At 58.4% G+C, this 26861-nt stretch carries 26 protein-coding genes; 12 read left to right on the forward strand and 14 right to left on the reverse strand.

Annotated elements, in window-relative coordinates:
• The first annotated feature begins 10 nt into the window (after positions 1 to 10).
• The 4 genes from QRN31_RS14575 to QRN31_RS14590 all read left to right on the forward strand — a co-directional run bounded on the left by QRN31_RS14575 (position 11) and on the right by QRN31_RS14590 (position 3711).
• A complete protein-coding gene (locus QRN31_RS14575; RefSeq protein ID WP_285432680.1) occupies positions 11 to 1141 on the forward strand; it encodes a PepSY-associated TM helix domain-containing protein in 1131 nt (376 codons plus the stop codon).
• Positions 1138 to 1317 carry a hypothetical protein gene (locus QRN31_RS14580; protein ID WP_010467072.1) on the forward strand — a complete coding sequence of 60 codons (180 nt, stop codon included), beginning with the start codon at positions 1138 to 1140 and terminating at the stop codon, positions 1315 to 1317. Before QRN31_RS14575 ends, QRN31_RS14580 begins: the two co-directional genes overlap by 4 nt.
• A 276-nt stretch (positions 1318 to 1593) precedes the next feature.
• On the forward strand, positions 1594 to 2898 hold the full coding sequence (locus QRN31_RS14585) for an MFS transporter (RefSeq protein WP_285432681.1): 1305 nt from the start codon (positions 1594 to 1596) through the stop codon (positions 2896 to 2898).
• 183 nt (positions 2899 to 3081) lie between these two features.
• Positions 3082 to 3711 carry a glutathione S-transferase gene (locus tag QRN31_RS14590; RefSeq protein ID WP_285432682.1) on the forward strand — a complete coding sequence of 210 codons (630 nt, stop codon included), beginning with the start codon at positions 3082 to 3084 and terminating at the stop codon, positions 3709 to 3711.
• 119 nt (positions 3712 to 3830) lie between these two features.
• Here QRN31_RS14590 and rloA2 read toward each other — a convergent pair whose 3' ends face one another.
• Positions 3831 to 4337, reverse strand: coding sequence for a retropepsin-like aspartic peptidase RloA2 (gene rloA2, locus QRN31_RS14595; RefSeq protein ID WP_285432684.1), 507 nt, complete (start codon positions 4335 to 4337; stop codon positions 3831 to 3833).
• Between the two features lie 192 nt (positions 4338 to 4529).
• On the opposite strand from rloA2, the gene yihG reads away from it, so the two are divergent.
• A complete protein-coding gene (yihG, locus tag QRN31_RS14600; RefSeq protein WP_285432686.1) occupies positions 4530 to 5417 on the forward strand; it encodes a 1-acylglycerol-3-phosphate O-acyltransferase, YihG family in 888 nt (295 codons plus the stop codon).
• A gap of 1 nt (position 5418) precedes the next feature.
• On the opposite strand, the gene QRN31_RS14605 is transcribed toward yihG, so the two are convergent.
• Positions 5419 to 5973, reverse strand: a complete 555-nt coding sequence (locus tag QRN31_RS14605) for a DUF2780 domain-containing protein (RefSeq protein WP_285432687.1) — start codon at positions 5971 to 5973, stop codon at positions 5419 to 5421.
• Between the two features lie 217 nt (positions 5974 to 6190).
• Here QRN31_RS14605 and QRN31_RS14610 point away from each other — a divergent pair, with 217 nt between their 5' ends.
• From QRN31_RS14610 to QRN31_RS14620, 3 genes are read left to right on the forward strand one after another with little or no spacing between them, the layout of a single operon-like run.
• Complete coding sequence (locus tag QRN31_RS14610; RefSeq protein WP_285432690.1) at positions 6191 to 6784, forward strand: fasciclin domain-containing protein; 594 nt, start codon at positions 6191 to 6193, stop codon at positions 6782 to 6784.
• Between the two features lie 53 nt (positions 6785 to 6837).
• Complete coding sequence (locus QRN31_RS14615) at positions 6838 to 7473, forward strand: sigma-70 family RNA polymerase sigma factor (RefSeq protein ID WP_285432691.1); 636 nt, start codon at positions 6838 to 6840, stop codon at positions 7471 to 7473.
• Positions 7470 to 8144 carry an anti-sigma factor gene (locus QRN31_RS14620; protein ID WP_285432693.1) on the forward strand — a complete coding sequence of 225 codons (675 nt, stop codon included), beginning with the start codon at positions 7470 to 7472 and terminating at the stop codon, positions 8142 to 8144. Before QRN31_RS14615 ends, QRN31_RS14620 begins: the two co-directional genes overlap by 4 nt.
• Positions 8145 to 8309: 165 nt before the next feature.
• Here the strand turns inward: QRN31_RS14620 and fdhA are convergent, their stop codons facing one another.
• From fdhA to QRN31_RS14660, 8 genes are all read right to left on the reverse strand, one after another.
• A complete protein-coding gene (gene fdhA / locus QRN31_RS14625) occupies positions 8310 to 9509 on the reverse strand; it encodes a formaldehyde dehydrogenase, glutathione-independent (protein WP_123719614.1) in 1200 nt (399 codons plus the stop codon).
• Between the two features lie 204 nt (positions 9510 to 9713).
• The gene (purU, locus tag QRN31_RS14630) at positions 9714 to 10571 is read right to left on the reverse strand and encodes a formyltetrahydrofolate deformylase (RefSeq protein ID WP_285432695.1); all 858 of its coding nucleotides are present in this window, start codon (positions 10569 to 10571) and stop codon (positions 9714 to 9716) included.
• A gap of 170 nt (positions 10572 to 10741) precedes the next feature.
• On the reverse strand, positions 10742 to 11374 hold the full coding sequence (locus tag QRN31_RS14635; RefSeq protein ID WP_285432697.1) for a sarcosine oxidase subunit gamma: 633 nt from the start codon (positions 11372 to 11374) through the stop codon (positions 10742 to 10744).
• A 135-nt stretch (positions 11375 to 11509) separates the two neighbouring features.
• On the reverse strand, positions 11510 to 14527 hold the full coding sequence (locus QRN31_RS14640) for a sarcosine oxidase subunit alpha (RefSeq protein ID WP_285432699.1): 3018 nt from the start codon (positions 14525 to 14527) through the stop codon (positions 11510 to 11512).
• Positions 14524 to 14853 (reverse strand): sarcosine oxidase subunit delta, encoded by a 330-nt coding sequence (locus QRN31_RS14645; protein ID WP_033053963.1) that lies wholly within the window; start codon positions 14851 to 14853, stop codon positions 14524 to 14526. Before QRN31_RS14645 ends, QRN31_RS14640 begins: the two co-directional genes overlap by 4 nt.
• A gap of 14 nt (positions 14854 to 14867) precedes the next feature.
• Positions 14868 to 16118 carry a sarcosine oxidase subunit beta gene (locus QRN31_RS14650; RefSeq protein ID WP_201148971.1) on the reverse strand — a complete coding sequence of 417 codons (1251 nt, stop codon included), beginning with the start codon at positions 16116 to 16118 and terminating at the stop codon, positions 14868 to 14870.
• 23 nt (positions 16119 to 16141) lie between these two features.
• Entirely contained in the window at positions 16142 to 17395 is a 1254-nt protein-coding gene (glyA, locus tag QRN31_RS14655) for a serine hydroxymethyltransferase (protein WP_285432702.1), read from the reverse strand.
• A gap of 251 nt (positions 17396 to 17646) precedes the next feature.
• On the reverse strand, positions 17647 to 18363 hold the full coding sequence (locus tag QRN31_RS14660) for a TraX family protein (RefSeq protein ID WP_285432704.1): 717 nt from the start codon (positions 18361 to 18363) through the stop codon (positions 17647 to 17649).
• Positions 18364 to 18496: 133 nt separating this feature from the next.
• On the opposite strand from QRN31_RS14660, the gene QRN31_RS14665 reads away from it, so the two are divergent.
• The 3 genes from QRN31_RS14665 to QRN31_RS14675 all read left to right on the forward strand — a co-directional run bounded on the left by QRN31_RS14665 (position 18497) and on the right by QRN31_RS14675 (position 21367).
• Positions 18497 to 19537: a threonine aldolase family protein gene (locus QRN31_RS14665; protein ID WP_285432705.1), complete on the forward strand. Its 1041-nt coding sequence runs from the start codon at positions 18497 to 18499 to the stop codon at positions 19535 to 19537.
• Positions 19538 to 19787: 250 nt separating this feature from the next.
• On the forward strand, positions 19788 to 20321 hold the full coding sequence (locus tag QRN31_RS14670; RefSeq protein ID WP_285432706.1) for an REP-associated tyrosine transposase: 534 nt from the start codon (positions 19788 to 19790) through the stop codon (positions 20319 to 20321).
• A gap of 221 nt (positions 20322 to 20542) precedes the next feature.
• The gene (locus tag QRN31_RS14675; protein ID WP_285432707.1) at positions 20543 to 21367 is read left to right on the forward strand and encodes an SDR family oxidoreductase; all 825 of its coding nucleotides are present in this window, start codon (positions 20543 to 20545) and stop codon (positions 21365 to 21367) included.
• 66 nt (positions 21368 to 21433) lie between these two features.
• On the opposite strand, the gene gbcB is transcribed toward QRN31_RS14675, so the two are convergent.
• The gene (gene gbcB, locus QRN31_RS14680; RefSeq protein WP_285432709.1) at positions 21434 to 22534 is read right to left on the reverse strand and encodes a glycine betaine monooxygenase reductase subunit; all 1101 of its coding nucleotides are present in this window, start codon (positions 22532 to 22534) and stop codon (positions 21434 to 21436) included.
• A gap of 282 nt (positions 22535 to 22816) precedes the next feature.
• Here gbcB and gbca point away from each other — a divergent pair, with 282 nt between their 5' ends.
• Positions 22817 to 24112, forward strand: a complete 1296-nt coding sequence (gbca, locus tag QRN31_RS14685; RefSeq protein WP_222588764.1) for a glycine betaine monooxygenase oxygenase subunit — start codon at positions 22817 to 22819, stop codon at positions 24110 to 24112.
• Between the two features lie 870 nt (positions 24113 to 24982).
• On the opposite strand, the gene QRN31_RS14690 is transcribed toward gbca, so the two are convergent.
• From QRN31_RS14690 to QRN31_RS14700, 3 genes are all read right to left on the reverse strand, one after another.
• A complete protein-coding gene (locus tag QRN31_RS14690; protein WP_285432710.1) occupies positions 24983 to 25387 on the reverse strand; it encodes a hypothetical protein in 405 nt (134 codons plus the stop codon).
• 117 nt (positions 25388 to 25504) lie between these two features.
• Positions 25505 to 26332: a lipid II-degrading bacteriocin gene (locus tag QRN31_RS14695; protein WP_285432711.1), complete on the reverse strand. Its 828-nt coding sequence runs from the start codon at positions 26330 to 26332 to the stop codon at positions 25505 to 25507.
• 9 nt (positions 26333 to 26341) lie between these two features.
• Positions 26342 to 26527: a Com family DNA-binding transcriptional regulator gene (locus QRN31_RS14700; RefSeq protein WP_285432712.1), complete on the reverse strand. Its 186-nt coding sequence runs from the start codon at positions 26525 to 26527 to the stop codon at positions 26342 to 26344.
• Positions 26528 to 26861 lie beyond the last annotated feature (334 nt).

The raw sequence follows: 26861 nt of genomic DNA on the forward strand, positions 1-26861 counted from the left end.
AGGCCATAAGATGAAAAGCAAAACGATTCGCCGCTGGTCCTGCGTCCACACCTGGACCAGCCTGATCTGCACGGTATTTCTACTGATGCTGGCGCTGACCGGCCTGCCGTTGATCTTTCACCATGAGATCGACCACCTGCTGGGCGATGCTGCGCAGTTGAAGCAGATGCCGGCAGACACGCCGCAGCTGAATTTGCAGCAGTTGGTGCTGGCGGCTGAAAAACATCGCCCTGGCGACGTCCTGCAATATTTCGGCTTTGACGAAGACGAGCCCAACGCAGCGATCACCATCATGGCGGCCACTGCCGGCACCGAGCCGAACTCGTCGCACACATTCATGCTCGACGCCCGTACCGGTGAAGCGCTGGAGATGCCGTCGGCCAATGGCGGTTTCATGATGGTGATGCTGCGCCTGCACGTGGACATGTTTGCCGGGCTGCCGGGCAAGTTGCTGCTCGCGTTCATGGGGCTGATGTTTGTAGCGGCCATTGTTTCCGGAACGGTGCTGTACCTGCCGTTCATGCGCCGCTTGAAATTCGCCACTGTGCGCCAGGACAAGTCGACTCGCCTGCGCTGGCTCGACCTGCATAACCTGATCGGCGTGGTCACCCTGACGTGGGCGTTGGTCGTGGGTGTGACCGGCGTGATCAGTGCCTGCGCCGACCTGCTGATCGCCGCCTGGCGCAATGACAGCCTGAGCGCGATGGTCGCGCCGTATCGGGACGCACCGCCGCTGACCCAATTGGCGCCCGCGACCCGTTTGCTCGACATCGCCAAGGAAGTCGCACCGGGCATGACGCCAGATTTCATCGCCTTCCCCGGCACCCGATTTTCCAGCGAGCACCATTACGCGGTGTTCATGAAAGGCAGCACCCACCTGACATCGCACCTGCTGACACCGGTGCTGATCGACGCCAGCACTCTGCAAGTCACGGCGGTGGCCGAACGACCGTGGTACATGGACGCCATGGGCATGTCGCAACCGCTGCACTTCGGTGATTACGGCGGCATGCCGATGAAAATCCTCTGGGCGACACTGGACGGGCTGACCATCATTGTCCTGGGCAGCGGAGTTTATCTGTGGGTGGTGCGGCGCAAAGCGGCGAAACCGGTGCTTGAACAAGCGGGAGCTCAGGCATGAGGCCAAGGCAGTCGAACTTCTGGAAGGTGTTTGCCACGCCTACCGTCATCGCCCTGCTCAGCGCCGCGGGGTTATTCGCCGCGTTGCTGGGTGACGGCGTGTGGGACGCCTTGAGCTGGCTTGGCCTGGGCGTCCCCGCTGTCCTCGCCCTGCGCGGTCTGCTGCAACGCCGCTGATCCTTGTGGGAGCGAGCTTGCTCGCGATAAGGCCATCACATTCAGCATCGATGTTGAATGGAAGTCCGCCATCGCGAGCAAGCTCGCTCCCACAGTCGGTATAAACCCTTCGGTCATACGACGACATCATTCCCCCGCCTGTCGCCTGAACCCGCAAATTCTTTGACATATTTATTGACAGTTTCGCCCTTGCACTTCTATAAAGACGTATGTTGTACGACAACCTACAACAAACCTTGTTTAACACCAAAATCCAAAAATAATCATGGTGAAGCAATGAAAGTCAAAGGCATCCGCTGGTGGATGGTCGGCCTGGTGACAGCCGGCCTGATGGTCAATTACCTGGCTCGCAATACCCTCTCAGTGGCCGCTCCGACCCTGATGAGCGAAATGAACATCTCCACCGAGCAGTACTCGCACATCGTGGTCGCGTGGCAGGTTTGCTATGCGCTGATGCAACCGGTGGCGGGCTACATCATCGATGCCATCGGCACCAAAATGGGCTTTGCAATCTTCGCCTTCGCTTGGTCGATTGCCTGTGCGGCAGCGGCAATGGCGTCAGGCTGGCAAGGGCTGGCGTTTGTTCGGGGCCTGTTGGGCCTGACGGAAGCGGCTGGTTTGCCGGCAGCGGTCAAAGCCTCGACCGAATGGTTTCCGGCCAAGGAGCGTTCGGTTGCAATTGGCTGGTTCAACATCGGCTCTTCGATCGGCGCACTGCTGGCGCCGCCGCTGGTGGTTTGGGCGATTCTGCACAGTGGCTGGGAGCTGGCATTCCTGATCGTCGGGGGGCTGGGCATTGTCTGGAGCTTTCTCTGGCTGATCCTCTACAAACATCCACGCGATCAAAAACGCCTGAGTGATGAAGAACGCGATTACATCCTCAGTGGCCAGGAAGATCACTTCAAAGACCCGACCACGAAAAAGGGCAGCTGGAAGAAAATCATCGGCAGCCGCAACTTCTACGCCATCGCCAGTGCGCGGATGCTCTCCGAGCCCGCCTGGCAGACGTTCAACGCCTGGATCCCGCTATACCTGATGACCGAACGGCACATGAACATCAAAGAGATCGCGATGTTCGCCTGGCTGCCGTTTCTGGCCGCCGACCTTGGCTGCGTCCTGGGCGGTTACCTGAGCCCGTTGTTCCACAAGCACTGCAAAGTATCGTTGTTCACCTCGCGCAAAATGGTCCTGCTGTTCGGTGCCTCCTGCATGATCGGCCCTGCCTGCATCGGCCTGGTGGCAAGCCCCTACACCGCGATCGCGCTGCTGTGCGTCGGCGGCTTCGCTCACCAGACATTGTCCGGTGCGCTGTATGCGATCACCTCCGACTCGTTCGGCAAGAATGAAGTGGCCACGGCCACCGGCATGGGCGGGATGTTCGGCTACCTGGGCGCTGCCGCCTTCACTATGGTGTTCGGCGTGATGGTGACCAAGATCGGTTACAGCCCGCTGTTCGTGGTGCTGGCGATTTTCGACATCGTGGCCGCGTTCATCGTCTGGACCGTCGCCCGCGAACTGAAACCACAGCAGGCTGCTTCGGGTCCGCAGGCGGGATCGCAGACGCTGCAACCGGTCAGCTAAATCGCAAAACCTGTGGGAGCGAGCTTGCTCGCGATGGCGACCTGACATTCAACATGAGTGCTGAATGTAACGACCTCATCGCGAGCAAGCTCGCTCCCACAGGGGTTTGCGTTCGTCGCTCATCTTGAGCTATCGCTTTAACGCGCTATGCTGCCCGGCACTGCCCCACACCGAGATGCTGCCATGTCCGCCCCCAGCATGACCCTGTTCCACAACGCCTTATCGCCCTTCGTTCGCAAAGTCATGGTGCTGCTGCACGAAACCGGTCAGACCGACCGCGTGGCATTGCAGGACTGCGTGCTGACACCGGTGAGCCCGGACCCGGCCCTGAATGAAGACAACCCGCTGGGCAAGATTCCGGCCTTGCGTCTGGCCGACGGCAACGTCATCCATGACAGCCGGGTCATCCTCGATTACCTCGATCATCAACACGTCGGCAATCCGCTGATTCCTCGCGACGGATCGGCCCGCTGGCGGCGTCTGACCCTCGCCTCCCTGGCCGACGGGATCATGGACGCTTCGGTGATGGTTCGTTACGAAGTCGCCCTGCGCCCGCCGGAGAAACACTGGGAGGCGTGGCTCGATGGCCAGCGCGACAAGATCCGGCGTGCCCTGGCATTGCTGGAGAAAGACGCGATTGCCGAACTGACCAGCCATTTCGATGTGGCGGCGATCAGCGTGGCGTGTGCGTTGGGTTACCTCGACTTGCGCCACCCAGACCTGGCGTGGCGCGAAGCGAATCCGCAGCTGGCGGCCTGGTATTTTGAGGTGAGTCAGCGGCCTTCGATGTTGGCGACGATGCCGAAGGTTTAGAGCTTCGCCGGCTGTCCCGGCTTCATCGCGGGCAAGCCCGCTCCCACACGCATCGGCGGCCACACCCCGCGCATCTGACAGTTGCTCGCGGGGCCTGGTGCCGATGCTCCAGTGGCGCCTCAGCAGTTGGGTTTGTCGGCCGTGAAACGTCGTGCTGGATTCACCGCCGCGCCGAATTCACGCAACGCCTTGGCGCCAATCAACAGTGGATAGTTGAAGCTGCTGCGGTCGGTGAGGTTGACCTCGACGGTGCGCTTGACGTTGCCCAGGCACAGCTCCAGATCGACCACTGGACGCTTGGTCGGTGCGCTCACGTTCGCGTCATCATCTTCTTCTTCGGAGCGGGTCTTGATCTTGCTGATCCGCGCGACCTTGTGTTCGTAAACCTTATTGCTCGCGTCCTTGGTGGCGAGGCGAAAACGCACCCATTCTTCGCCGTCGCGAGTGAAGGTTTCGATGTCCTTGGCCGACAGCGAGGCGGTCAGGGCGCCGGTGTCCATTTTGGCCTTGAAGACCTGGCCACCGATTTCCGGCAGCGCAATGTATTCGTAGCGCCCATACAGGGTCGGCTCAGCGGCCAGGACCGGCAGGGCCACGAGGGAAAGCAATGCTAGGAGGGATTTCACGTAATGGGCATCCATAAGGAGTGGGCAGCGGGATTTTAGACCTTGATTGGATAGATCGTTCCCACGCGCTACGTTGGAATGATTTGCACAGGGAGATTAAAGGTTTGAAGGTGAAACATTCGTCACCGCCGATTTGGCCTGAGGCCCGAAGCTGCTTATGATGGCGCGCCCAAACGCTTTCAAGAGTCTCTTATGCGCCGCCTGCTCACCGGCTGTTTCGTTACCTTGCTGCTGTTGCTCAACACCCTGGTCCTGTTTGGGCCGTTGATGGTGTTCGCACTGCTCAAACTGATCCTGCCCGGGCGCTTTCGCGACTATGCCTCATGGGCCGTGATGTGGATCGCCGAGACCTGGGCTGAAATCGACAAGCTGATTTTCCGCCTGTGCATCCCCACCCAATGGGACATCAAGGGTGGCGATGAGCTGCGCCGTGATACGTCGTATTTGGTGATCAGTAACCATCAATCCTGGGTCGATATCCCGGCGCTGATCCAGACACTCAACCGACGCACGCCGTTCTTCAAGTTCTTCCTCAAGAAAGAACTGATCTGGGTGCCGTTCCTGGGGCTGGCGTGGTGGGCGCTGGACTATCCGTTCATGAAGCGCTACAGCAAGGCGTTTCTGGCGAAAAACCCGGAACTGGCCGGCAAGGACCTGGAGATCACCAAACAAGCCTGCGAGCTGTACAAGCGCCAGCCAGTGACGGTGGTCAATTATCTGGAAGGCACCCGCTACACCGCAGCAAAAAGCACCCAGCAGCAATCACCGTTCACGCATTTGCTCAAGCCCAAGGCCGGCGGCGTGGCGTTTGTGCTGGCAGCGATGGGCGAACAGCTGGACGCCATTCTTGATGTGACGGTGGTGTATCCGCAGCAGAAGATTCCAGGGTTCTGGGACTTGATCAGTGGCAACGTGCCGCGGGTCATCATCGATATCAAGACCCGCGAACTCGACCCGGCACTGTGGCAGGGCGATTACGAGAACGACTCGGTGTTTCGCCAGACGATCCAGAACTGGGTCAACCACCTCTGGATCGAAAAGGATCGGCGCATCGACGCCTTGCGCGCCGAGAACCGTTAGATCAGATACCGGAGCCGGCGCCCCAGATCCCGCCCAGACTGTTCAGCAGCGAACCGCCAACGCCCTGCTGACCGAAGTATTGCAACAGCACCGGGGCAAACTGGCCGATCATGCCGGCGTCCATCCCCAATGCGCTGAACGCGCTACTCAAATCGGTGGTGTTCTTCACGGCGCCCAAGGCATTGCCCAGACCGGCCGTGTTGCCGGAAGACCCGAGCAAGCCTGCCAGCGCACCCAGCTCACCGCCGCCGGACAATATGTCGATCCCCGGAACGCTTTTGGCCAGTTCCGAGTAATCGGTGGAGCTCAATTGGTTTTTTGCCAGCCCCAGCATCGCCCCGGCGCCCCCAATGGCTTGTTCTGGCGTGACATTCAATTCGCTGAGTGCACTCAGCAGGTCAGCCGTTTGTGGAGTCTGCGCGGCTGAGGCTGCGGTGTTATCACCCTTCATACCGGAAATGGCACTGGCCGCATCACTAAGGTTGAACTGAGCAAAGACCGGGCTGGCGGCCAGAGTCATCAGCGAAACCAATGCGAAACCGCGTGAAATCTTCATCCAGACATCCTCTTGTGCCAAGAAAACCGCCCGGCAAGCGGGCGGCGAAAAACTGCCTGTTTGACTGGCATCCCGGGGGATTGTTCCCAGCCCTGGCGAGCCTCTGACGAACCGTCAAAAAAGAATGTCCAGTCGCTGCATCCAGTATGGCCGTGCCCACGTATATCAAGCACGGACAGACACTCCTGGCCGATTCTCCCCACAAAGGATCATCACCATGAAACGCACTTCGATCAAAACGCCTCTGATTGCCAGCCTGCTGACCTTCGCCCTTGGTGGGGCACTCGCACTGAACACCGTGCAAGCCGCAGACATGAGCCACGATTCAGTCATGGTCGGTGGCCAGAGCATGATGCCGGGCAAGGACATCATCGATAATGCCGTCAACTCCGCCGACCACACCACGCTGGTGGCCGCCGTCAAAGCCGCAGGCCTGGTCGATACCCTCAAGGGCAAAGGCCCGTTCACCGTGTTTGCACCGGTCAACTCGGCCTTCGCAGCGCTGCCTGCCGGCACCGTCGACACCCTGCTCAAGCCCGCCAACAAAGCGACCCTGACTCACGTTCTCACCTATCACGTCGTCGCCGGAAAACTCGACATGATGACCCTCGCCGAGAAGATCAAGGCCGGTGGCGGCAAAGCCGAGCTGACCACCGTCGCCGGCGGCAAACTGTGGGCGATGATGAACGGTCCGCACAACATCACCATCAAGGATGAAAAAGGTGACGTCGCCGATATCACCACCTATGACGTGTATCAATCCAACGGCGTGATTCAGGTCATCGACAAAGTGCTGATGCCAAAAAGCTGAGCCGTACCGCCGGCCCTGAACATCAGGGTCGGCGGTTTCTCGAGGTGTCTGCCGTGAATGGAACAACTGCGCGCCGTCAACTAACCTCTGCCTGCAACAAGAACCACGCGCAGTCCGCGCCGATTGTCCGGAGAACCACTATTTCCACCGCCGACACCGATCAACTCAGGCAACTCCTGGCCCAGTGCTCACTGGGTGACCGCCGCGCGTTCGAGACGCTGTACCGTAGCGTCGGCCCACGCTTGCACGGTGTTGCCCTGCGTTTCATGGGGCGTGCGGACTTGGCCGAAGAAGTGCTGCAGGAAAGCTTCGTGCGCATCTGGAACAATGCCTCGCGCTATGAGGCGCACCTGTCCGCGCCGTTGACCTGGATGATTAACATCACCCGCAATCAAGCCATCGACCAGTTACGCAAACACCGTGACCGGCCATTGAGCGATCTCGAAGAACAAGCGCTGGTGGATGAAAGCCCCTCGGCCCACGACCAATTAGCCAGCGCACGCGAAGCCGGTGCTTTGAAGCGCTGCCTGGAAAGCCTCGAAGGCATGCAGCGCCAATCGATCACAGTCGCTTACTTCCAGGGCTTGTCGTGCGCTGAACTGGCCGAACATCTGGCCGCGCCGCTGGGCTCGGTGAAATCCTGGATCCGCCGCGGTATGGAGCGACTGCGCAGGTGCCTTGAATCATGAACTATCAAACCCCGACCCTGCGCCGCGCCCTCGCCGCCGACTACGCCATCGGCCTGATGCCGGCTGCCGCCCGTCGGCGTTTCGAGCAGTTATTGCTGGAGGACGCAGCCTTGCGCGTGGAACTGGCGCAATGGCAGGAAAGCCTCGCCAGTCTGACCGATGCGTTACCCGAGCAGCCGGTGCCAGATCGCGTGTGGAAAGGCATCACCGCACGAATCGAACCGCAAGTGCTTCATGTGCCAGAGAAGCGTCCGTTCTGGAACTGGTTGCGGATGACGGCGGCGGTGTGTTCGCTGGTGATTGCGGTCACCCTGGGCGTGATCTACAACCGTGACAGCGCCCGTTACAGCGCCACGTTGCTCACAGCCGACGCGCAACCTGCACTGAAAGTGGAATCACATGCGGATTATCTGAAGGTCGAGCCGTTGACATTGGCAGCGGTTGATCCGAGCCGTAGCCTGGAGTTGTGGGCGATTCCGGCGGATGGAAAACCCATTTCCCTCGGCGTGATTCCGGCTGATGGCAAAGGTCGCGTAGAACTCAGCGATGCGCAGAAAACGTTGATCGCCAAGCCGATTGCATTGGCGGTGAGTCTTGAGCCCAAAGGTGGTTCGCCGACGGGGCAACCGACGGGGCCCGTTCTATATCAAGGAGCGCTGGTGGTCCTCTAATGATCGTTCCCACGCTCTGCGTGGGAATGCAGCCCGAGACGCTCTGCGTCCCAAATCGTGACGCAGAGCGTCACAGGAGGCGTGACCACGCAGAGCGTGGGAACGATCATCATCGAACAAAAAAAACGGCGACCCGTAGGTCGCCGTTTTGTATTGCGTGAAGCCTTACGCCGCGCTGAATAGTTTGTGCGGATCGATCACAAACTTCTTCGGCACGCCCGCATCGAACTCACCGTAACCACGTGGCGCGTCATCCAGGCTGATGACTTCCACGCCAACGATGTCGGCAATCTTGATACGGTCCCACATGATCGCCTGCATCAGCTGACGGTTGTACTTCATCACAGGCGTCTGGCCGGTGTGGAAGCTGTGGGATTTGGCCCAGCCCAGACCGAAGCGAATGCTCAGGCTGCCCATTTTCGCGGCGGCATCCACTGCACCTGGATCTTCGGTCACGTACAGGCCCGGGATACCGATTTTGCCGGCAACCCGCACAACGCCCATCAGCGAGTTGAGCACGGTGGCCGGAGCCTCGTGTTTCACGCCGTCATGGCCGTGGCCGCGCGCTTCGAAGCCTACGGCGTCGACGGCGCAATCCACTTCTGGCTCGCCCAGCAGTGCAGCGATCTGTTCGTGCAGCGGGGTGTCCAGGGACAGGTCGGCGATTTCAAAACCCTGCGCCTTGGCGTGTGCCAGGCGAACAGTGTTGACGTCACCGATGATCACTACTGCCGCGCCCAGCAGGCGGGCGGAAGCGGCTGCTGCGAGACCGACTGGACCGGCACCGGCAATGTATACGGTGCTGCCTGGGCCAACGCCGGCGGTCACTGCGCCGTGGTAACCGGTCGGCAGGATGTCGGAGAGGCAGGTCAGGTCGCGGATTTTTTCCATCGCGCGATCGCGATCAGGCAGTTTCAGCAGGTTGAAGTCGGCGTACGGCACCATCGCGTACTCCGCCTGGCCGCCGGTCCAGTCGCCCATGTCGACATAACCGTAGGCACCGCCCGGACGCGCCGGGTTAACGCTGAGGCAAACACCGGTATGCATTTCCTTGCAGGAACGGCAGCGCCCGCAAGCCACGTTGAACGGTACGGAAACCAGGTCGCCGATCTGCAGGTTCTCGACGTCGCTGCCCTTCTCGATCACTTCACCGGTGATCTCGTGACCCAGCACCAGACCGGTCTGAGCGGTGGTACGACCGCGCACCATGTGCTGGTCGGAACCACAGATGTTGGTGGAAACCACACGCAGGATGACAGCATGGTTGATCTTCCTGCCGCGCGGGTCCTGCATTTTTGGATAGTCGATTTTCTGTATTTCGACCTTGCCGTTGCCGAGATACACCACTCCACGATTGCCAGACATGCTTTCACCTCGATGTTGTTTTTATGTAGCGCTCGCGTCGCCATGAAGCGGCGGCGCGTTGATTGCTCGGGTTACTGCTTGTGCGTCTTGTGTTGTCTGTTATGCCGCCATCGCGAGCAGGCTCGCTCCCATAGTGGATCGGGTGTACATAAGGTCTGCGATCCACACTAACCCTGTGGGAGCGAGCTTGCTCGCGATGGCGATTTAAAGAACGACCGTGCGATTGGCGTTGAGGAACACCCTTCGCTCAATGTGATACCCAACGGCCCGTGCCAGTGTCAGCCCTTCGATATCCCGCCCTTTGGCGATCAGATCTTCCGGGTAATGACTGTGGTCCACGGCCTCTACGCCCTGGGCGATGATCGGGCCTTCGTCCAGGTCGTTATTGATGTAGTGCGCCGTGGCGCCAACCAGTTTCACGCCCTTGTTGTAGGCCTGGTGATAAGGCTTGGCGCCTTTGAAACCGGGCAGCAGGGAGTGGTGAATGTTGATCGCCTTGCCATCGAGTTTGCGGCACAGCTCGGGCGACAGCACTTGCATGTAGCGGGCAAGGATCACCAGTTCCGCGCCGGACTCTTCGATGACCTGCCACACCTGGCGCTCTTGCGACGGCTTGTCGTTCGGGTCCAGGGGGAAGTGGTAATACGGAATCTGGTGCCAGTCGGCCAGCGGCTTGAGGTCGGGGTGGTTGGAGACCACGGCGGCCACGTCCATCGACAACTGGCCGATGCGCTGACGGTAGAGCAAGTCGTTGAGGCAGTGATCGGCCTTGGAGACCATGATCACCACTTTTGGCCGGTAGTTCGGCGCCGTCAGCTCGAAGACCATGCCGAAGGCTTTGCCACGCTCTTCCAACCCGACACGAAATATCTGTTCATCAAAGCCGTCGGGCTGGCGGAACTCCACGCGAATGAAAAAACGGCCCGAGAGCCGGTCGTCAAAGGAGTGGTGCTCGGTGACGTAGCAGCCCTGCTCGAACAGAAAGCGCGTCACCGCGTCCACGGTGCCGAGAACGCTTGGGCAGTCGGCAGTCAGAATCCATGTGTCTGGGGCGCGGCTCATAGTGCGGTGACTCCTGAGGCATCGATTAACGAAAGCTGCATCTGGTGGGAGCGAGCCTGCTCGCGATGGACGTTAACGATAACGCGTACTTCCTGAATCAACGCGTTGCCCTCAAGTCCATCGCGAGCAGGCTCGCTCCCACAGTTGATCGCCTCCATGACTGACTCTGATCAGGCCTGAACGCTAAGCCCGTATTCGGCGGCAGCGTCCTGCAACCACAACCACCAGTAGTCCGAGAAGCTGCGACGAATCAGCAGTTCCCAGGTGTCTTCGGCGGTGTGGCGAATCACCAGTTGCGACTTGGCAAACACGGTGCCCACAGCCTTGCCCACCGGGAAGCTGTTGGGATGTACGTCGTAGCTGGTGGATTTCATCAGCACCTGGCGCACGTTCGGGCCGCTCAGTTCGAGGATCTGCTGGCCGCCGCTGACGTTGGTGATTGCGATGTGCAGGTCGCCCAGCGCTTCGCGCAGTTTTTGCTCGGTGGCGAACTCTTCACCGGTCGGCACGATCAGCAGCCATTCATCCGGCCCCATCCATTGCAGGCTGGTTTCGCCTTTGACGATAACGCTCAGCGCGCCCGGCAATTCGATACCGAGGGCTTTGTGCACGCCTGCAGCGAAAGCCGCATCGTGGCCATCGCCACGAATGGTCAGGTGGCCGAGGAGTTTTTTCTCACGCACGATCACGCCGGCGTTCTTGCGACCCTTGCCCACCAGGTTTTGCAAGCCTGCGTGATGCAGCGACGACTCGGCCTTGGCCCCGGTGGTTGGGCGTTGTTGGTAAACATTGGCTGCGGTCATAAAGCACCTGTTCCTGAATTCAGTTGATCGTTCCCACGCTCTGCGTGGGAATGCCGCCATGGACGCTCTGCGTCCGCTCTTGGGACGCGGAGCGTCCCGGGATGCATTCCCACGCAGAGCGTGGGAACGATCGACTTACACGTTCTGGCGATCGCCTTTTGGATCGAAGAACACCGAAGAAACGATTTCCGCCTCGATCACGCTGCCGTCGGCCAGCGGTGCGAACACCCGCTCACCCATACGCTTCAAGCCGCCTTTGACCACGCCCATGGCAAACGAATAGCCCAGGGAGTTGTGCAGATAGCTGGAAGTTACGTGACCGACCATGGTCATCGGGATGGTTTGCTTGGTGTTGAACACCAGTTGCGCACCTTCCGGCAGCCATACGTTCGGATCGATCGGCTTCAGCCCCACCAATTGTTTGCGCTGATCACGCACACAGTCTTCACGGTTCATGCCGCGCTGGCCGATCCACGAGAACGGTTTGGTGCGACCCACACACCAGCCCATGTTCAGGTCGTCCGGGGTCATCGAGCTGTCAGTGTCCTGACCTACGATGATGAAACCCTTCTCGGCCCGCAGGATGTGCATGGTTTCAGTGCCATACGGGGTCAGGTTGTACTTCTTGCCAGCCTCGGCGATTTTCTCGAGCACGCCCATGGCGTAGTCGGCCTGTACGTTGACTTCGAACGACAGCTCACCGGTAAACGAAATCCGGAAAATCCGCGCCGGCACACCGCCGACCAGGGCTTCTTTCCAGGTCATGAACGGGAAGGCTTCGTTGCTCAAATCGGCGTCGGTGACTTCGCTGAGCAGCTTGCGGCTGTTCGGCCCGGACAGGGTCATGGTTGCCCAGTGATCCGTCACGGAAGTGAAGTACACCTTCAGGTCCGGCCATTCGGTCTGGTGGTAGATTTCCAGCCATTGCAGCACGCGTGCAGCGCCGCCGGTGGTGGTGGTCATCACGAAATGGTTGTCGGCCAGACAGGCAGTTACGCCGTCGTCGAACACCATGCCGTCTTCTTTACACATCAGGCCGTAACGCGCCTTGCCCACGTCGAGTTTGGTCCAGGCGTTGGTGTAGACGCGGTTCAGGAACTCGCGGGTGTCCGGGCCCTGGATGTCGATCTTGCCCAGGGTCGAAGCGTCCAGCAGGCCAACGCTGTCGCGCACGGCTTTGCATTCGCGTTTCACCGCGGCATGCATGTCTTCACCGCTTTTCGGGAAGTACCACGGACGTTTCCACTGGCCGACATCTTCAAACTCGGCGCCGTTCTTCACGTGCCAGTGATGCAGCGCGGTGTGACGGACAGGTTCGAAAATGTGCCCACAGTGACGGCCGGCCACAGCACCGAAAGTTACCGGTGTGTAGTTCGGACGGAACATGGTGGTGCCCATCTGCGGGATGGTCACGTTCAACGAACGGGCGGCGATGGCCAGGCCGTTGACGTTGCCGAGTTTGCCCTGGTCAGTGCCGAAGCCCAGTGCGGTATAGCGTTTAACGTGCTCGACCGACTCGAAGCCTTCGCGGGTCGCCAGTTCGATGGCGGCGGCGGTGACGTCGTTTTGCAGGTCGACGAATTGCTTCGGCGCACGTGCGGTGTTCTTTTCGTGCGGCACCTGGAACAGCGCCAGGGTCGGCTCTTCCAGACGGCTCAGGGCTTTTGGCAAGGTGCCTTCGACCACACTGAAACCGGCTTCGCTGGCTGCGCGAGCGCCGCCTTCAAAACCATCGGCCAGGGAATCGCCCAGACCATAGACGCCGTTGATGCCACCAACGCACACGCGTTTCTGTGGTGCTTCGCCCGGTACGAAACCGAGGATGTCTTCACGCCAGATCGGCTTGCCACCCAAGTGCGAAGCCAGGTGAACGACCGGGCTGTAGCCGCCGGAGCTGGCCACCAGGTCGCACTCAAGCCATTCGCCGGGGCTGGTTACTTTGTGTCCTTTGACATCGATAGCGGCCACGCGAGCGGCGGTCACGTGCTTGCTGCCACGGGCCTCGATCACAGCGCTGCCGGTCAGGATGCGGATGCCTTTGGCGCGCGCTTCTTCAACCAGCGCACCGCGCGGGTTGCTGCGCGCATCGGCGATGGCTACGACTTGCAGGCTGGCGTCGAGCCAATCGAGGGCCACGCGGTAGGCATGGTCGTTGTTGGTCGACAGCACCAGTTTCTTGCCTGGAGCCACACCGTAACGACGCACATAAGTCGACACAGCGCCGGCGAGCATGTTGCCCGGCACGTCGTTGTTGCCGTAGACCAGTGGACGCTCGTGAGTGCCGGTCGCCAGCACCACGCGTTTGGCGCGAACACGGTGGATGCGCTGACGCACCTGGCCAATCGGAGCGCGGTCGCCGAGGTGATCGGTCAGGCGTTCGTGAATGGTCAGGAAGTTGTGGTCGTGGTAACCGTTGACCGTGGCGCGCGGCAACAGCAGCACGTCCGGGGTGTTCTTCAGCTCGGCGATGACGCTGGCGACCCACTCGGTCGCCGGCTTGCCGTCGAGACTTTCGCGGGAGTCGAGCAAGCTGCCGCCGAACTCTTCCTGCTCATCGGCCAGGATCACACGGGCACCACTACGCGCAGCCGCCAGTGCAGCCGCCAGACCCGCAGGGCCAGCGCCGACGATCAGCACGTCGCAGTGCTGGTTCATGTAGTCGTAGGTGTCCGGATCGTTTTCGGTCGGCGAACGGCCAAGACCTGCTGCCTTACGAATGTACTTCTCGTAGGTCATCCAGAACGATTGCGGATACATGAAGGTTTTGTAGTAGAAGCCCGGTGGCATCAGCTTGCCGCCGACCTTGCCGAGAATCCCCATCATGTCGTTGTTCACGCTCGGCCAACCGTTGGTGCTGGTGGCGACCAGGCCTTGATACAGCGCTTGTTGCGTGGCGCGTACGTTAGGGATCTGCGTGGCTTCGGTCGCGCCGATCTGCAGCACGGCGTTCGGCTCTTCGGCGCCCGCAGCAAAAATACCGCGTGGACGGGAGTACTTGAAGCTGCGACCGATAATGTCGACGCCGTTGGCCAGCAGTGCAGCGGCCAGCGAATCGCCTTCAAAGCCTTTGTAGACCTGGCCGTTGAAGGTGAAGCTCAGCACTTTGTTACGGTCGATCCGTCCGCCATTGGACAGGCGATTGATCTGGCTCATACCTTCTCTCCCAGAGCCGTGGCGGCCGCTTTCGGGCTATCGGTCTTGTCGGTGAACTGTGGCTTGGCGCCGATTTTGTAAGTTTCCAGAATCTCGTAGGTCACGGTGTCACGGGTGGCGTTGAAATACTGACGGCAACCGGCAACGTGATCCCACAATTCGTGGTGCAGACCGCGAGGGTTGTCGCGGAAGAACATGTAGTCGCCCCACTCCTCGTCGGTGCAGCTGTTCGGATCCAGTGGACGCGGGATGTGCGCCTGGCCGGATGCGTGGAATTCCTCTTCAGAGCGCAGCTCGCCGCAGTGAGGACAGAAGATATGCAACATGGGGATTTCTCCTGTTAGTGGGCAACCGCAGCAGCGCCGTGTTCATCGATCAACGCACCGTTGTGGAAACGGTCGATGGAGAAAGGTGCAGCCAATGGGTGCATTTCACCCTTGGCCAGACTCGCGGCAAATACGTTGCCCGAGCCAGGTGTTGCCTTGAAGCCACCGGTGCCCCAACCGCAGTTGAAGAACATGTTCGGGACCGGGGTTTTCGAAATGATCGGGCACGCATCCGGCGTGGTGTCGACGATGCCGCCCCACTGACGGTTCATGCGTACGCGGGACAATACCGGGAACATCTCGACGATGGCCTGGATGGTGTGCTCGATCACCGGGTACGAACCACGCTGGCCGTAGCCGTTGTAGCCGTCGATACCGGCGCCGATCACCAGGTCGCCCTTGTCGGACTGGCTGATGTAACCGTGTACGGCGTTGGACATGATCACGCTGTCGATAATCGGCTTGATCGGCTCGGACACCAGCGCTTGCAGCGGATGGGATTCGATCGGCAGGCGGAAACCGGCAAGTTTGGCCATGTGCCCGGAGTTACCGGCGGTGACCACACCGACGCGCTTGGCGCCGATGAAGCCCTTGTTGGTTTCAACACCGATGCACACGCCGTTTTCCTTACGGAAACCGATCACTTCGGTCTGCTGGATCAGGTCCACGCCCAAGGCATCGGCGGCACGGGCAAAGCCCCACGCCACGGCATCGTGACGGGCCACGCCGCCGCGACGCTGGACGGTTGCGCCCATCACCGGGTAGCGGGTGTTCTTGGAGCAGTCGAGGTACGGAATCTCATCGGCCACTTGCTTGGCATTGAGCAGCTCACCGTCAACGCCGTTGAGGCGGTTGGCGCTGACCCGACGCTCGGAATCACGAATGTCCTGCAGGGTGTGGCACAGGTTGTAAACGCCACGCTGAGAGAACATCACGTTGTAGTTCAGGTCCTGGGACAGGCCTTCCCACAGTTTCATCGCGTGTTCGTACAGGTGCGCCGACTCGTCCCACAGGTAGTTGGAGCGAACGATGGTGGTGTTGCGCGCGGTGTTACCGCCGCCCAGCCAGCCTTTTTCGACCACGGCCACGTTGGTGATGCCGTGTTCCTTGGCCAGGTAGTAGGCGGTCGCCAGACCATGCCCGCCACCGCCGACGATGACCACGTCATAGACCTTTTTAGGGGTCGGCGTGCGCCACATCTTCTGCCAGTTTTCGTGATGGCTGAGGGAGTGTTTGAAGAGGCCGAAGCCCGAGTAGCGTTGCATAGTCATTTACTCCAAAACCGCGCTCAGCGATAAACCGGGAAGTCTGCGCACAGGGCCGACACTTGCTGCGCGACATTCGCTTCCACGTCGGCGTCGCCGAGGTTGTCGAGGATGTCGCAGATCCAGCCAGCCAATTCAACGCACTGGGTCACCTTGAAGCCGCGAGTGGTCACAGCCGGGGTGCCGATACGCAGGCCGGAGGTCACGAACGGTGACTGTGGATCGTTCGGGACAGCGTTCTTGTTCACAGTAATGTGGGCGCGACCGAGTGCTGCATCCGCCTCTTTGCCGGTGAGGCCCTGACGAATCAGGCTGACCAGGAACAGGTGGTTATCGGTACCGCCGGACACTACATCGTAGCCGCGTTTCATAAACACGCCGGCCATTGCCTGGGCGTTGTCGATGACTTGCTGCTGGTAAGCCTTGAAACTCGGCTCCAGCGCTTCCTTGAAGCACACCGCTTTACCAGCGATGACGTGCATCAGCGGGCCACCCTGGGCACCCGGGAATACAGCGGCGTTGAGCTTTTTCTCGATTTCTTCGTTGGCCTTGCACAGGATCAGGCCGCCACGTGGACCGCGCAGGGTCTTGTGGGTAGTGGTGGTGACCACGTCGGCGTACGGCAGCGGGTTCGGGTACAGGCCAGCAGCAACCAGACCGGCGACGTGAGCCATGTCGACGAACAGCAGCGCACCGACCTTATCGGCGATCTGACGGAAACGTGGGAAGTCGAGGGTCTTGGAGTAAGCCGAGAAGCCGGCAACGATCATCTTCGGTTTGCATTCAACCGCCAGGCGCTCGACTTCGTCGTAATCGATCAAGCCGGTCTTGGTGTCGATGCCGTACTGCACGGCGTTGTAAAGCTTGCCCGAGGACGACACTTTGGCGCCGTGGGTCAGGTGACCACCGTGGGCCAGGCTCATGCCGAGAATGGTATCGCCTGGCTGGATCAGAGCCAGATACACCGCGCTGTTGGCCGAAGAGCCGGAGTGCGGCTGCACGTTGGCGTAGTCGGCACCGAACAGTTGCTTGGCGCGTTCGATGGCCAGGGCTTCAACCTTGTCGACGTGCTCGCAGCCACCGTAGTAGCGCTTGCCCGGATAACCTTCGGCGTATTTGTTGGTCAGGCCGCTGCCTTGCGCTTCCATCACGCGCTTGCTGGTGTAGTTCTCTGACGCGATCAGCTCGATGTGATCTTCCTGGCGTTGCTCCTCGGCATTCATCGCCGCCAGCAGTGCATCGTCGTAACCCTGGATCTGGTCTTGCTTGCTGAACATCGCGTCTCTCCCAGCGGCATCTATGCGCCATTCGTCTCGGTGAGGCACTGGTGTTTCGACAGTGCCCTTTGATAGCGATGGTATGACCGGCGCAGACAGGCCAAATGCCTACGGACGCCACGCAAAGGTGCGTTTACGACATGGGCTGAAATGGCTGACCGGACACACTCTTCAAACCGACGGAGATCCCTGTGGGAGCGAGCCTGCTCGCGATAGCGGTGGGTCAGGCAACATAGAATCTCCCACAGGGGTTAGGCGGCGATATGCCGGACGAGTAACAGCAGTAGAAAATGCAGCGGATAGAGCGCGTACGCCCAACGACGCATCGGTGGTGGCTTGAGATGTTTGGCATGTCGCAACAAGACCAATCCCAACAATGGCGCAATCAGACAAGCGGCGATCCCGAGACCGGCGGCCGTGTTGCCGAACCGGGCAGCTTGATACAGCACCTCCCACTGATTAGCCGCCAGACACACCAGCCCCGGCAACAGGCTGAAATACCAGGGCCGCTTGATCACCCATAACATCGCCAACGGCAACAACACGCCGAACAGACCAAACATCAGGTGCTCAGAAAACAGCGCCGCCAGCAGTAACGCGCCTGCCGCAAACAGACGCGCTTGCAGGGTTCGGTCCTGCCAGCCGCGCGCCACCAACAACCCCAGCGCCAACGTAGGCATCACGTTTAACGTGTCGGGATCAGGTATGAACATCCGGTAGGGAATTTCGCTGACGGCACTGAACAGCAACAACCAACCCAGATAACGCCACTGGCCACCGACTGCCTGGCTTCGGGCTCGGGACAGATTGGCTGCCATCGCCAGGCAAAACCAAGGGAACGCCAATCTGCCCGGCACATACAGAATATCGACGGAATAACCGACATATCGCAGGTGATCGAGCACCATGCATAACAGCGCCAGCCACTTGAGCAGATCCAGTGCCCCATCCCTTTGCGTCATGTGCATAATTGCCCGTCGTCTTTGTATTGTTCTGTCAGACGCATCCCGTGTGCTCGCCGGATGATCTTCGGTAAAGTGCGCACCATCATTGACCACGACACGCTTCACCATAAGCGTCTCGATCACGGAAAGCAGGGCCATGACCGATAAGAGCCAACAATTCGCCAGCGACAACTATTCCGGTATCTGCCCTGAAGCCTGGGCGGCCATGGAACAGGCCAACCACGGCCACCAGCGCGCTTACGGCGACGATGAATGGACCGCTCGCGCGTCCGATGATTTCCGCAAACTGTTCGAAACCGACTGCGAAGTGTTCTTCGCCTTCAACGGCACCGCCGCCAACTCCCTGGCCCTGTCGTCGCTGTGCCAGAGTTACCACAGCGTGATCTGCTCGGAAACCGCCCACGTCGAAACTGACGAATGCGGCGCGCCGGAATTCTTCTCCAACGGTTCCAAGCTGCTGATCGCTCGCACTGAAAACGGCAAGCTGACCCCGGAATCGATCCGCGAGGTCGCCCTCAAGCGCCAGGACATCCACTACCCGAAACCGCGCGTCGTGACACTGACCCAAGCCACTGAAGTCGGCAGCGTCTACACCCCGGAAGAAATCCGCGCCATCAGCGCCACCTGCAAAGAACTGGGCCTGAACCTGCACATGGACGGCGCGCGCTTCTCCAACGCCTGCGCCTTCCTTGGCTGCTCGCCAGCGGACCTGACCTGGAAGGCCGGTGTCGACGTGTTGTGCTTCGGCGGCACGAAAAACGGCATGGCAGTGGGTGAGGCGATTCTGTTTTTCAACCACAAACTGGCCGAAGACTTCGACTACCGCTGCAAACAGGCCGGGCAACTGGCCTCCAAAATGCGCTTCCTCTCGGCGCCGTGGGTCGGGATTCTGGAAAACGACGCCTGGCTCAAGTACGCCCGCCACGCCAACCATTGCGCGCAGCTGCTCGCCGAGCTGGTGAGCGACATTCCCGGCGTGGAACTGATGTTCCCGGTGCAAGCCAACGGCGTGTTCCTGCAACTCTCGGAACCGGCCATCGCCGCACTGACCGCCAAGGGCTGGCGCTTCTACACCTTCATCGGCAACGGCGGCGCACGCTTCATGTGCTCCTGGGACACCGAAGAAGAACGCGTGCGCGAATTGGCGCGAGATATCCGTGAAGTGATGTCCCACTGACTCCACACCTGATCGTTCCCACGCTCTGCGTGGGAATGCCTCTCGGGACGCTCCGCGTTCCAGCCTCACCACCTGCGCAGAGCCGGACACCGTTGTGACGCAGAGCGTCACGGGCTGCATTCCCACGCAGAGCGTGGGAACGATCATTAGTGGCGCGTCGTAATTTCCCACTTGCTTCGCGTCGCTATCTGCTAGACCCATCACACTAAGGCGCTCACCCTAGCCATCCCCCCTGCAAAGGAATGCACTCATGGGCCGAAGCCGCTACACCATCACCGAATCCGACAAACCGCACTTCCTCACCTGCACCCTCATGGAATGGCTGCCGCTGTTTATCCGCCCCTACATCGTCGATCACCTGCTCAATTGCTGGCGCTATCAACAAACTCATCAAGATCTAAAGCTGAATGGCTATGTGGTCCTGGAGAACCATCTGCACTTCGTTGCCGAGGCTCCAGACCTGGGCAAATGCCTAAGCCAATTCAAATCTTTCACCGCACGAAAAATCATCGACGACCTGCAAATCAAAGGCGCCAATCGCGCGTTGCAGCGCCTGCGCTTCAGCAAACGCGCGCACAAACAGGACAGGGTTTATCAGCTTTGGCAGGAAGGCTCACACGCAGAGATGGTGTACAGCGAAACGGTGATGCGCCAAAAGCTCGATTACATTCACTACAACCAGGTGAAACGCGGGTATGTGGATTTGCCGGAGCAATGGCGTTATTCCAGTGCGAGGAATTACGCAGGGATGGACGGCCTGATCGAGATTCAACGCTGGCATTAAAACTCATAGCACTCCCCCCACCTGATCGTTCCCACGCTCCGCGTGGGAATACAGCCCTTGACGCTCTGCGTCACAGCGGTGCTCGGCATTGCATCTGCAGCGAGGCAGGAACGCGGAGCGTCCCGAGAGGCATTCCCACGCAGAGCGTGGGAACGATCAGTCGTGGCGTACGCCTTGGTCTACATTAATCTGCTCAGACAATAATAATCAGGAGCGCACGCATGTCCTTACAAGGCAAAACCCTGTTCATTACTGGCGCCAGTCGTGGGATTGGTCGTGAGATTGCGCTGCGGGCCGCGCGGGACGGGGCCAACATTGTGATTGCCGCCAAGAGCGCCGAACCGCACCCCAAATTGCCGGGCACGATTTTCAGTGTGGCCAAGGAAGTCGAAGCCGCCGGAGGCAAGGCGCTGGCCCTGCAAGTGGATGTACGCGATGAAGTCGCGGTACGTGAGGCCCTGGCCCAGGCCAATGAGCACTTCGGCGCAATTGATGCACTGGTCAACAACGCTGGCGCGATCAAGCTGACCGGAGTTCAACACATCGAACTCAAGCGTTTCGACCTGATGCACCAGATCAACACCCGCGCCGTGTTGCTGTGCAGCCAGGCCGCCCTGCCCTATTTGAAGAAGAGCAGCGGGCACATCCTCAGTCTTTCCCCACCCTTGAACCTGGCCAGCAAATGGTTCGCGCAGTACAGCCCGTACACCGTGACCAAATATGGCATGAGCATGCTGACGCTGGGCATGAGCGAGGAAATCAAGAATTACGGCATCAGCGTCAACTCGCTGTGGCCGCAGACGATGATTGCGACCGCCGCCATTGAGTTTCAGCTCGGCTCACGCGAATCCTTCAAGCATGCGCGAACGCCGGCGATCATGGCGGATGCGGCGCACGTCATTCTGGACAGCAGCAATCGCAGCATTACCGGGCGGTTGCTGATTGATGAAGAGATTCTGGGAGAGCATGGCGTGACCGAATTCGATCATTACCGTTTTGAACCCGGCACCCGTGACAAGCTGATGCCGGACTTGTTTGTGGACTGAAATACAAATTCCTGTGGGAGCGAGCAGGCTCGCCCCCACAGGTTCGACGCAAACTGACAGCCGATGTCAGAACTCGATACGCACGTCACCCTTCGGCACGCTGCAGCACGACAGGATGAACCCTTCGGCTTCGTCTTCCTCGGTAATCCCGCCGTTGTGTTCCATCTCGACCTCGCCGCCCAGCTTCATCACCTTGCACGTCCCGCAGATCCCCATCCCGCAGGCCTTCGGAATCAACAGGCCCAACTTGGCGGCAGCGGCGTGAACCGTTTCTCCCGGCGCCACGCGAATGCTCTTGCCGGACGCAGTGAATTCCACCTGATGCAGATCGGCCGCATCGACTTCCGGTGCATCCGCCGCTTGTTCGGCTTGCTCCACCGCATCGGCGCGGGCTTCCGGTGGCGTCGCGCCGAAAGATTCCTCGTGATAACGCTTCATGTCGAAGCCAGCCGCTTCGAGCATGCGCTTGACCGCGGTCATGTACGGCGTCGGGCCGCAGCAGAACACTTCGCGCTCCATGAAGTCCGGCGCCATCAGTTCCAGCATTTTATGGTTCAGGTAACCGCGATAACCGGCCCACGGCTCGCCCAGACCATGCTTCTCGCAGATCAGGTGCAGGCTGAAGTTATCGATCCGCGACGCCATGTGTTCCAGCTCGCGGTGATAAATGATGTCTTTGGGCGAACGGGCGCTGTGGATAAACACCATGTCGACGTTGCCGTTGGTGTCATAGAACCAGCGCGCCATGGACATGCACGGCGTAATACCGACGCCGCCGCTGAGGTAGAGCACTTTCGGCGCCGGGAAATCCATGGCGTTGAACAGCCCGACCGGTCCGTGCACCGCCAGCTCCTGACCTTCGTGCAGGGTGTCGTGCAGCCAGTTCGAGACCTTGCCGCCCGGCACGCGCTTGATCGTTACCGAAAAGCTGTACGGCACCGACGGCGAACTGGAAATGGTGTAGGAGCGCATGATCGGCACGCCTTCGATTTCCAGCTCCAGGGTGACAAACTGCCCCGGCTTGAAGAAGAACAGGATCGGCTGGTCGGCCATAAAGCAGAAGGTGCGCACATCCCAGGTTTCCTGGATGACTTTGACGCAACGGACAATGTGGCGACCATTGGCCCAGGTCTGGGTAGTTACCGGATTCAGGAAGCTGTTGGACATGCTGTTCTCCACCGCCGATGGTCGGCCTTATGTTGGCGATTCTGCGTATAGCGCGGATCACCCATTTACCTATCTGCGACATTCACATACTTATCGCGACCAGCCCCCAACTACCGGGGGTTGCGCGTCGGGAACAGAGTGGGCCATGTCGCTCGTGGATAAGGTTCTACCCAGCGCCGGCCCCACACTCGCCCCATACCAAGACACAACCTTTACACCTTGCGTAGCAAACCTGATTAGCCACTTTCGCCGGCCACACAGAATGGCCTTGAGGATTAAATGATGGACGTCACCACTACCCTGAGCCTGGGCGATCCACTGGAACCCGCACGCAAGGCCACCGCGCAGATGCTGCAAGAGCGCGAGCGTACTTTTTCCCTGCCGCAACCGTTCTACTCTGACGAGCGGCTGTTTGATATCGACATGCAGGAAATCTTCCAGAAAGAGTGGTTGATCGCCGGCATGACCTGCGAGATCCCGACCAAGGGCAACTTCCTGACCCTGGAAGTCGGCAAGAACCCGATCATCGTGATTCGTGGCGCCGACGGCGTGGTGCACGCATTCCACAACGTCTGCCGCCATCGCGGTTCGCGGCTGTGCACCACTGAAAAAGGCAAGGTCGCCAAACTGGTTTGCCACTACCACCAGTGGACCTACGAACTGGACGGTCGCCTGCTGTTCGCCGGCACCGAAATGGGCGACGACTTCGACATGAAGCAGTACGGCCTCAAACCGGTCAACGTCAAGACTGCCGGTGGCTACATCTTCATCAGCCTGTCGGAGAACCCACCCGCCATTGATGACTTCCTGTCGACGCTGAGCCATTACATGGAACCGTACGACATGGAAAACACCAAGGTGGCCATCCAGACCACCTTGTTCGAAAAAGCCAACTGGAAGCTGGTGCTGGAAAACAACCGCGAGTGCTACCACTGCAACGCGTCGCACCCGGCACTGCTGAAAACCTTGCTGGAGTGGGACGACGTTACCGACCCACGCGCCGACCAGGCGTTCAAAGACCACGTGGCCGCCTCTGCCGCTGCCTGGGAAGCCGAGAAAATTCCATACGCTCACGCAAGTTTCGGCCTGCGTAACCGCATCGTGCGCATGCCGCTGCTAAAGGGCACCGTGTCGATGACCCTGGACGGCAAGCAAGCCTGCAACAAACTGATGGGCCGGATCCAGAACCCTGACCTGGGCTCGATGCGCATCCTGCACCTGCCGCACTCGTGGAACCATTGCATGGGCGACCACATCATCGTCTTTACCGTGTGGCCGATCAGTGCGCAGGAAACTATGGTCACCACCAAGTGGATCGTGCACAAGGACGCGGTCGAAGGCGTGGATTACGATGTAGAACGCATGCGTAAGGTTTGGGATGAAACCAACAACGAGGACCGTCGCCTGGCCGAAGAGAACCAGCGCGGCATCAACTCCACCGCTTACCAGCCAGGGCCTTACTCCAAGACCTATGAATTTGGCGTGGTGAACTTTGTGGACTGGTACAGCGAACGCCTGCTGAACAACCTCGGTGCTGAGCCTGCGCCTTATCTCAAAGGCGTTCCAGTACAGGGCTAACAGCAAAAGCATCGCGGGCAAGCCCGCTCCCACAGGGTTTGATGTCGTTCACAACCTATGTGAACACCACCAATCCCATGTGGGAGAGGGCTTGCCCGCGATGGCGCCCTCAAAGGCACCCCCATTTACTATTACCAGACTCCTCTCTTATATTTAGAACTGTACGAAATATGATCTATTCCGTTCAGGCCTATACCGCACGTGGCTCCCAGCCTTCCGCAAACAAGTTATCCACACCTCCACCCACAGCAAATGGGGACAAGTGTGGTTTTAGCGCAAACTTTCTCCACAGAAACCAAAGAAAATCCGTGACTTATCCAGAACCCGGGTTTTAACCAGCGTTTGGTTGTTTTTTGACCTACACCTTGAAAGGCGCGGATTACGTGGCCTGCAGAGGATGGCAAACACCTTATCCACAGAAGCGCCAACAGACTTTGGGGGCAACTTAGCCGACGCTGTGGAAAACCGCTGAAACCCGCGATAAATCGGGGTTTGCGTGGTGTTTACCGGTGCAAACCGATGATTTGATCGTTTTTTAACCAGAAGCCTGAGAAGCCCGTTTTGTAAGGCCTGTAGCGGTTAGCGAACATCTTATCCACAGAAGCGCCAACAGAGATTGGGGGCAACTATGGTTACGCGCGCAAACTTATCCTCAGGAAAAAACCAGTAAAAACCGTAAGTTAGGCTGGTTATTTTTTGTACGAAGGCTTACAGGGCCCGTTTTATATGGGGTGCAGAAAGGGACGAACATGTTATCCACAGAAGCGCTAACAGGGATTGTGGGTAAATAAGTTTTGCTACCAGACGCAAGGCCTTTCAAGGAGCTAGAAGCTCTCTGGGTATCCACAAGACGCCCGTACGTTACGCCGGTTATGACCGTTTTGGGACGGCAGTCGTGACAACCGCAATCGTCGCTATATAAAGGCTTATACCGGAGATACCAGATAACGTTTCGGCCACATACGATGAAATAACAAAAATCCCTGCAAATGCTGCGAGCAAAAGCAGGAGATTCGATGAACAAAAAACTAACAATCTAACGCCGTGTGACTTCGACTTTAGCTTTGCAGACACAAGCATTCCTACGCCTGTAAATATAATTGCCAAAAGGCCTATGGCTTGCAAAGCTACTGTATAAATCATCACAGCGGGCAAACCTCTAGTGTCCGATAGATCACTGGGATTTTCAGGCATGCCAATTCCTGCAGATAACAAACAGAACCAGGCACTAATAAATAATAGAACTGCAATTAACAGCCGCTGATATTGGCGCATCAAGATCACTCTCCGCAAAGTAAACTTCGGTGGGTCGCCAATACCTGCACGACCAACCTTATATATCCCCCTGACAACCTACTGAAAATCCGTAATTCGGAACACTTTAGCCAGGCATTACCGAGAAATAAAGATCAAATTTGTCCCTTGAAGCGAAATTTCATACGGCTTAGCATTTAAATATTTCTCAACCGCTGCGAGCACACTTGTTGCACTTTCACCAATCGCACTTCGAAACGTGCTTGGATTAGCGTCATAAATATCATTATAAGCTCTTGCCCCTCCGTTAAAACTTAATTTTCCATTTTCCTGCTTTATGATAACCCCTTCAATCTTCAGTGTAATATTCCCAAGCCAGGACGCTGTCATCCAAGAGTCTGATGATGTGTTATAGGGCACCTTATCCAAGGCAATAGAAGTTCGACCGACAGGTGCATTTACAAATGCAGATTCCAGCATTGGGATTGATGTTCCAGACAAATTCAGCCCTAGACTATTGATATTGGCCTCAGCAGAGGCTCCATTACCATAGAGAAAATGACCAAAGGCAGCTATTGGAGTTAGTAGTCCTCCAGACAAGCCAATGGATTCAGGCACAGAACCTGCTTTAAAGTAACTTGACGTGTAATGCAAAGCCTGCGCGGGTGACATATTTGGGTTTAAGCAAATGTAGTTATCCGCAAAGGGGATCGCCTGCATATCACGCACAATCGAAGAGACAATGCCTACAGCAACCCCATTTCTAATAGAAGACTGTTGTTCGTTTGTGATCTTTATGATCATCTCTCGCCACAATCCCTGGCTGTAGAACTGGTTCCGTTCTTGTTGCTGTGCAATAAAAACCATTGCAGGGTTGGGCGCGGGCCAAGCACCACTCGCCGTAGGCGGAGTATAGCCTGGCGCGGCTGCATTAATCTGAATAGGTGGTAGTACGATTCCATTCATATGTAATTCCTACGAAGTTGTATGATTTTCAGCAACGACTGCTGCATGTAATTCGCTCGTAGGCGATCGTTCGAGGTTCGCGACCTTCACATGATTCAATGTCCCGCATCTGGAACATTTAATCTGGAACTCGGTAAATTTTCCGATTTTGCAAAGAAGTTTTTTACAATCACCACATCTTAATTCTTTCAACATTTGTAAAAACTTCTGAAGTATTCATGCACCCCACTCTTAAAACATCCACACCTCACCTGAAACGCCAAATATAGATTAATGAGCTTGTCAAAAAAGTCCATTTAAAGGTCAGCCTTCATTATCCTGATAAAACCACGCGCCACAAACTACTCGCACTGGTGATCGGGCTAAAAATATAACGCAACGAAAACCGTCAAACAACACCATCACAAATGTAACTGAAAGCGCTACCCTTAGCCGATGTAGGACGCATCGAGGCTAATTTAAACGGCGACTCTCCCGCCAAAACCAAGCTAGCCCACTGATATACAAAGAAAATATTGTCAAGACTGAA

It is taken from the genome of Pseudomonas sp. fls2-241-R2A-110 (genome assembly GCF_030209165.1).
GTDB lineage: Bacteria > Pseudomonadota > Gammaproteobacteria > Pseudomonadales > Pseudomonadaceae > Aquipseudomonas.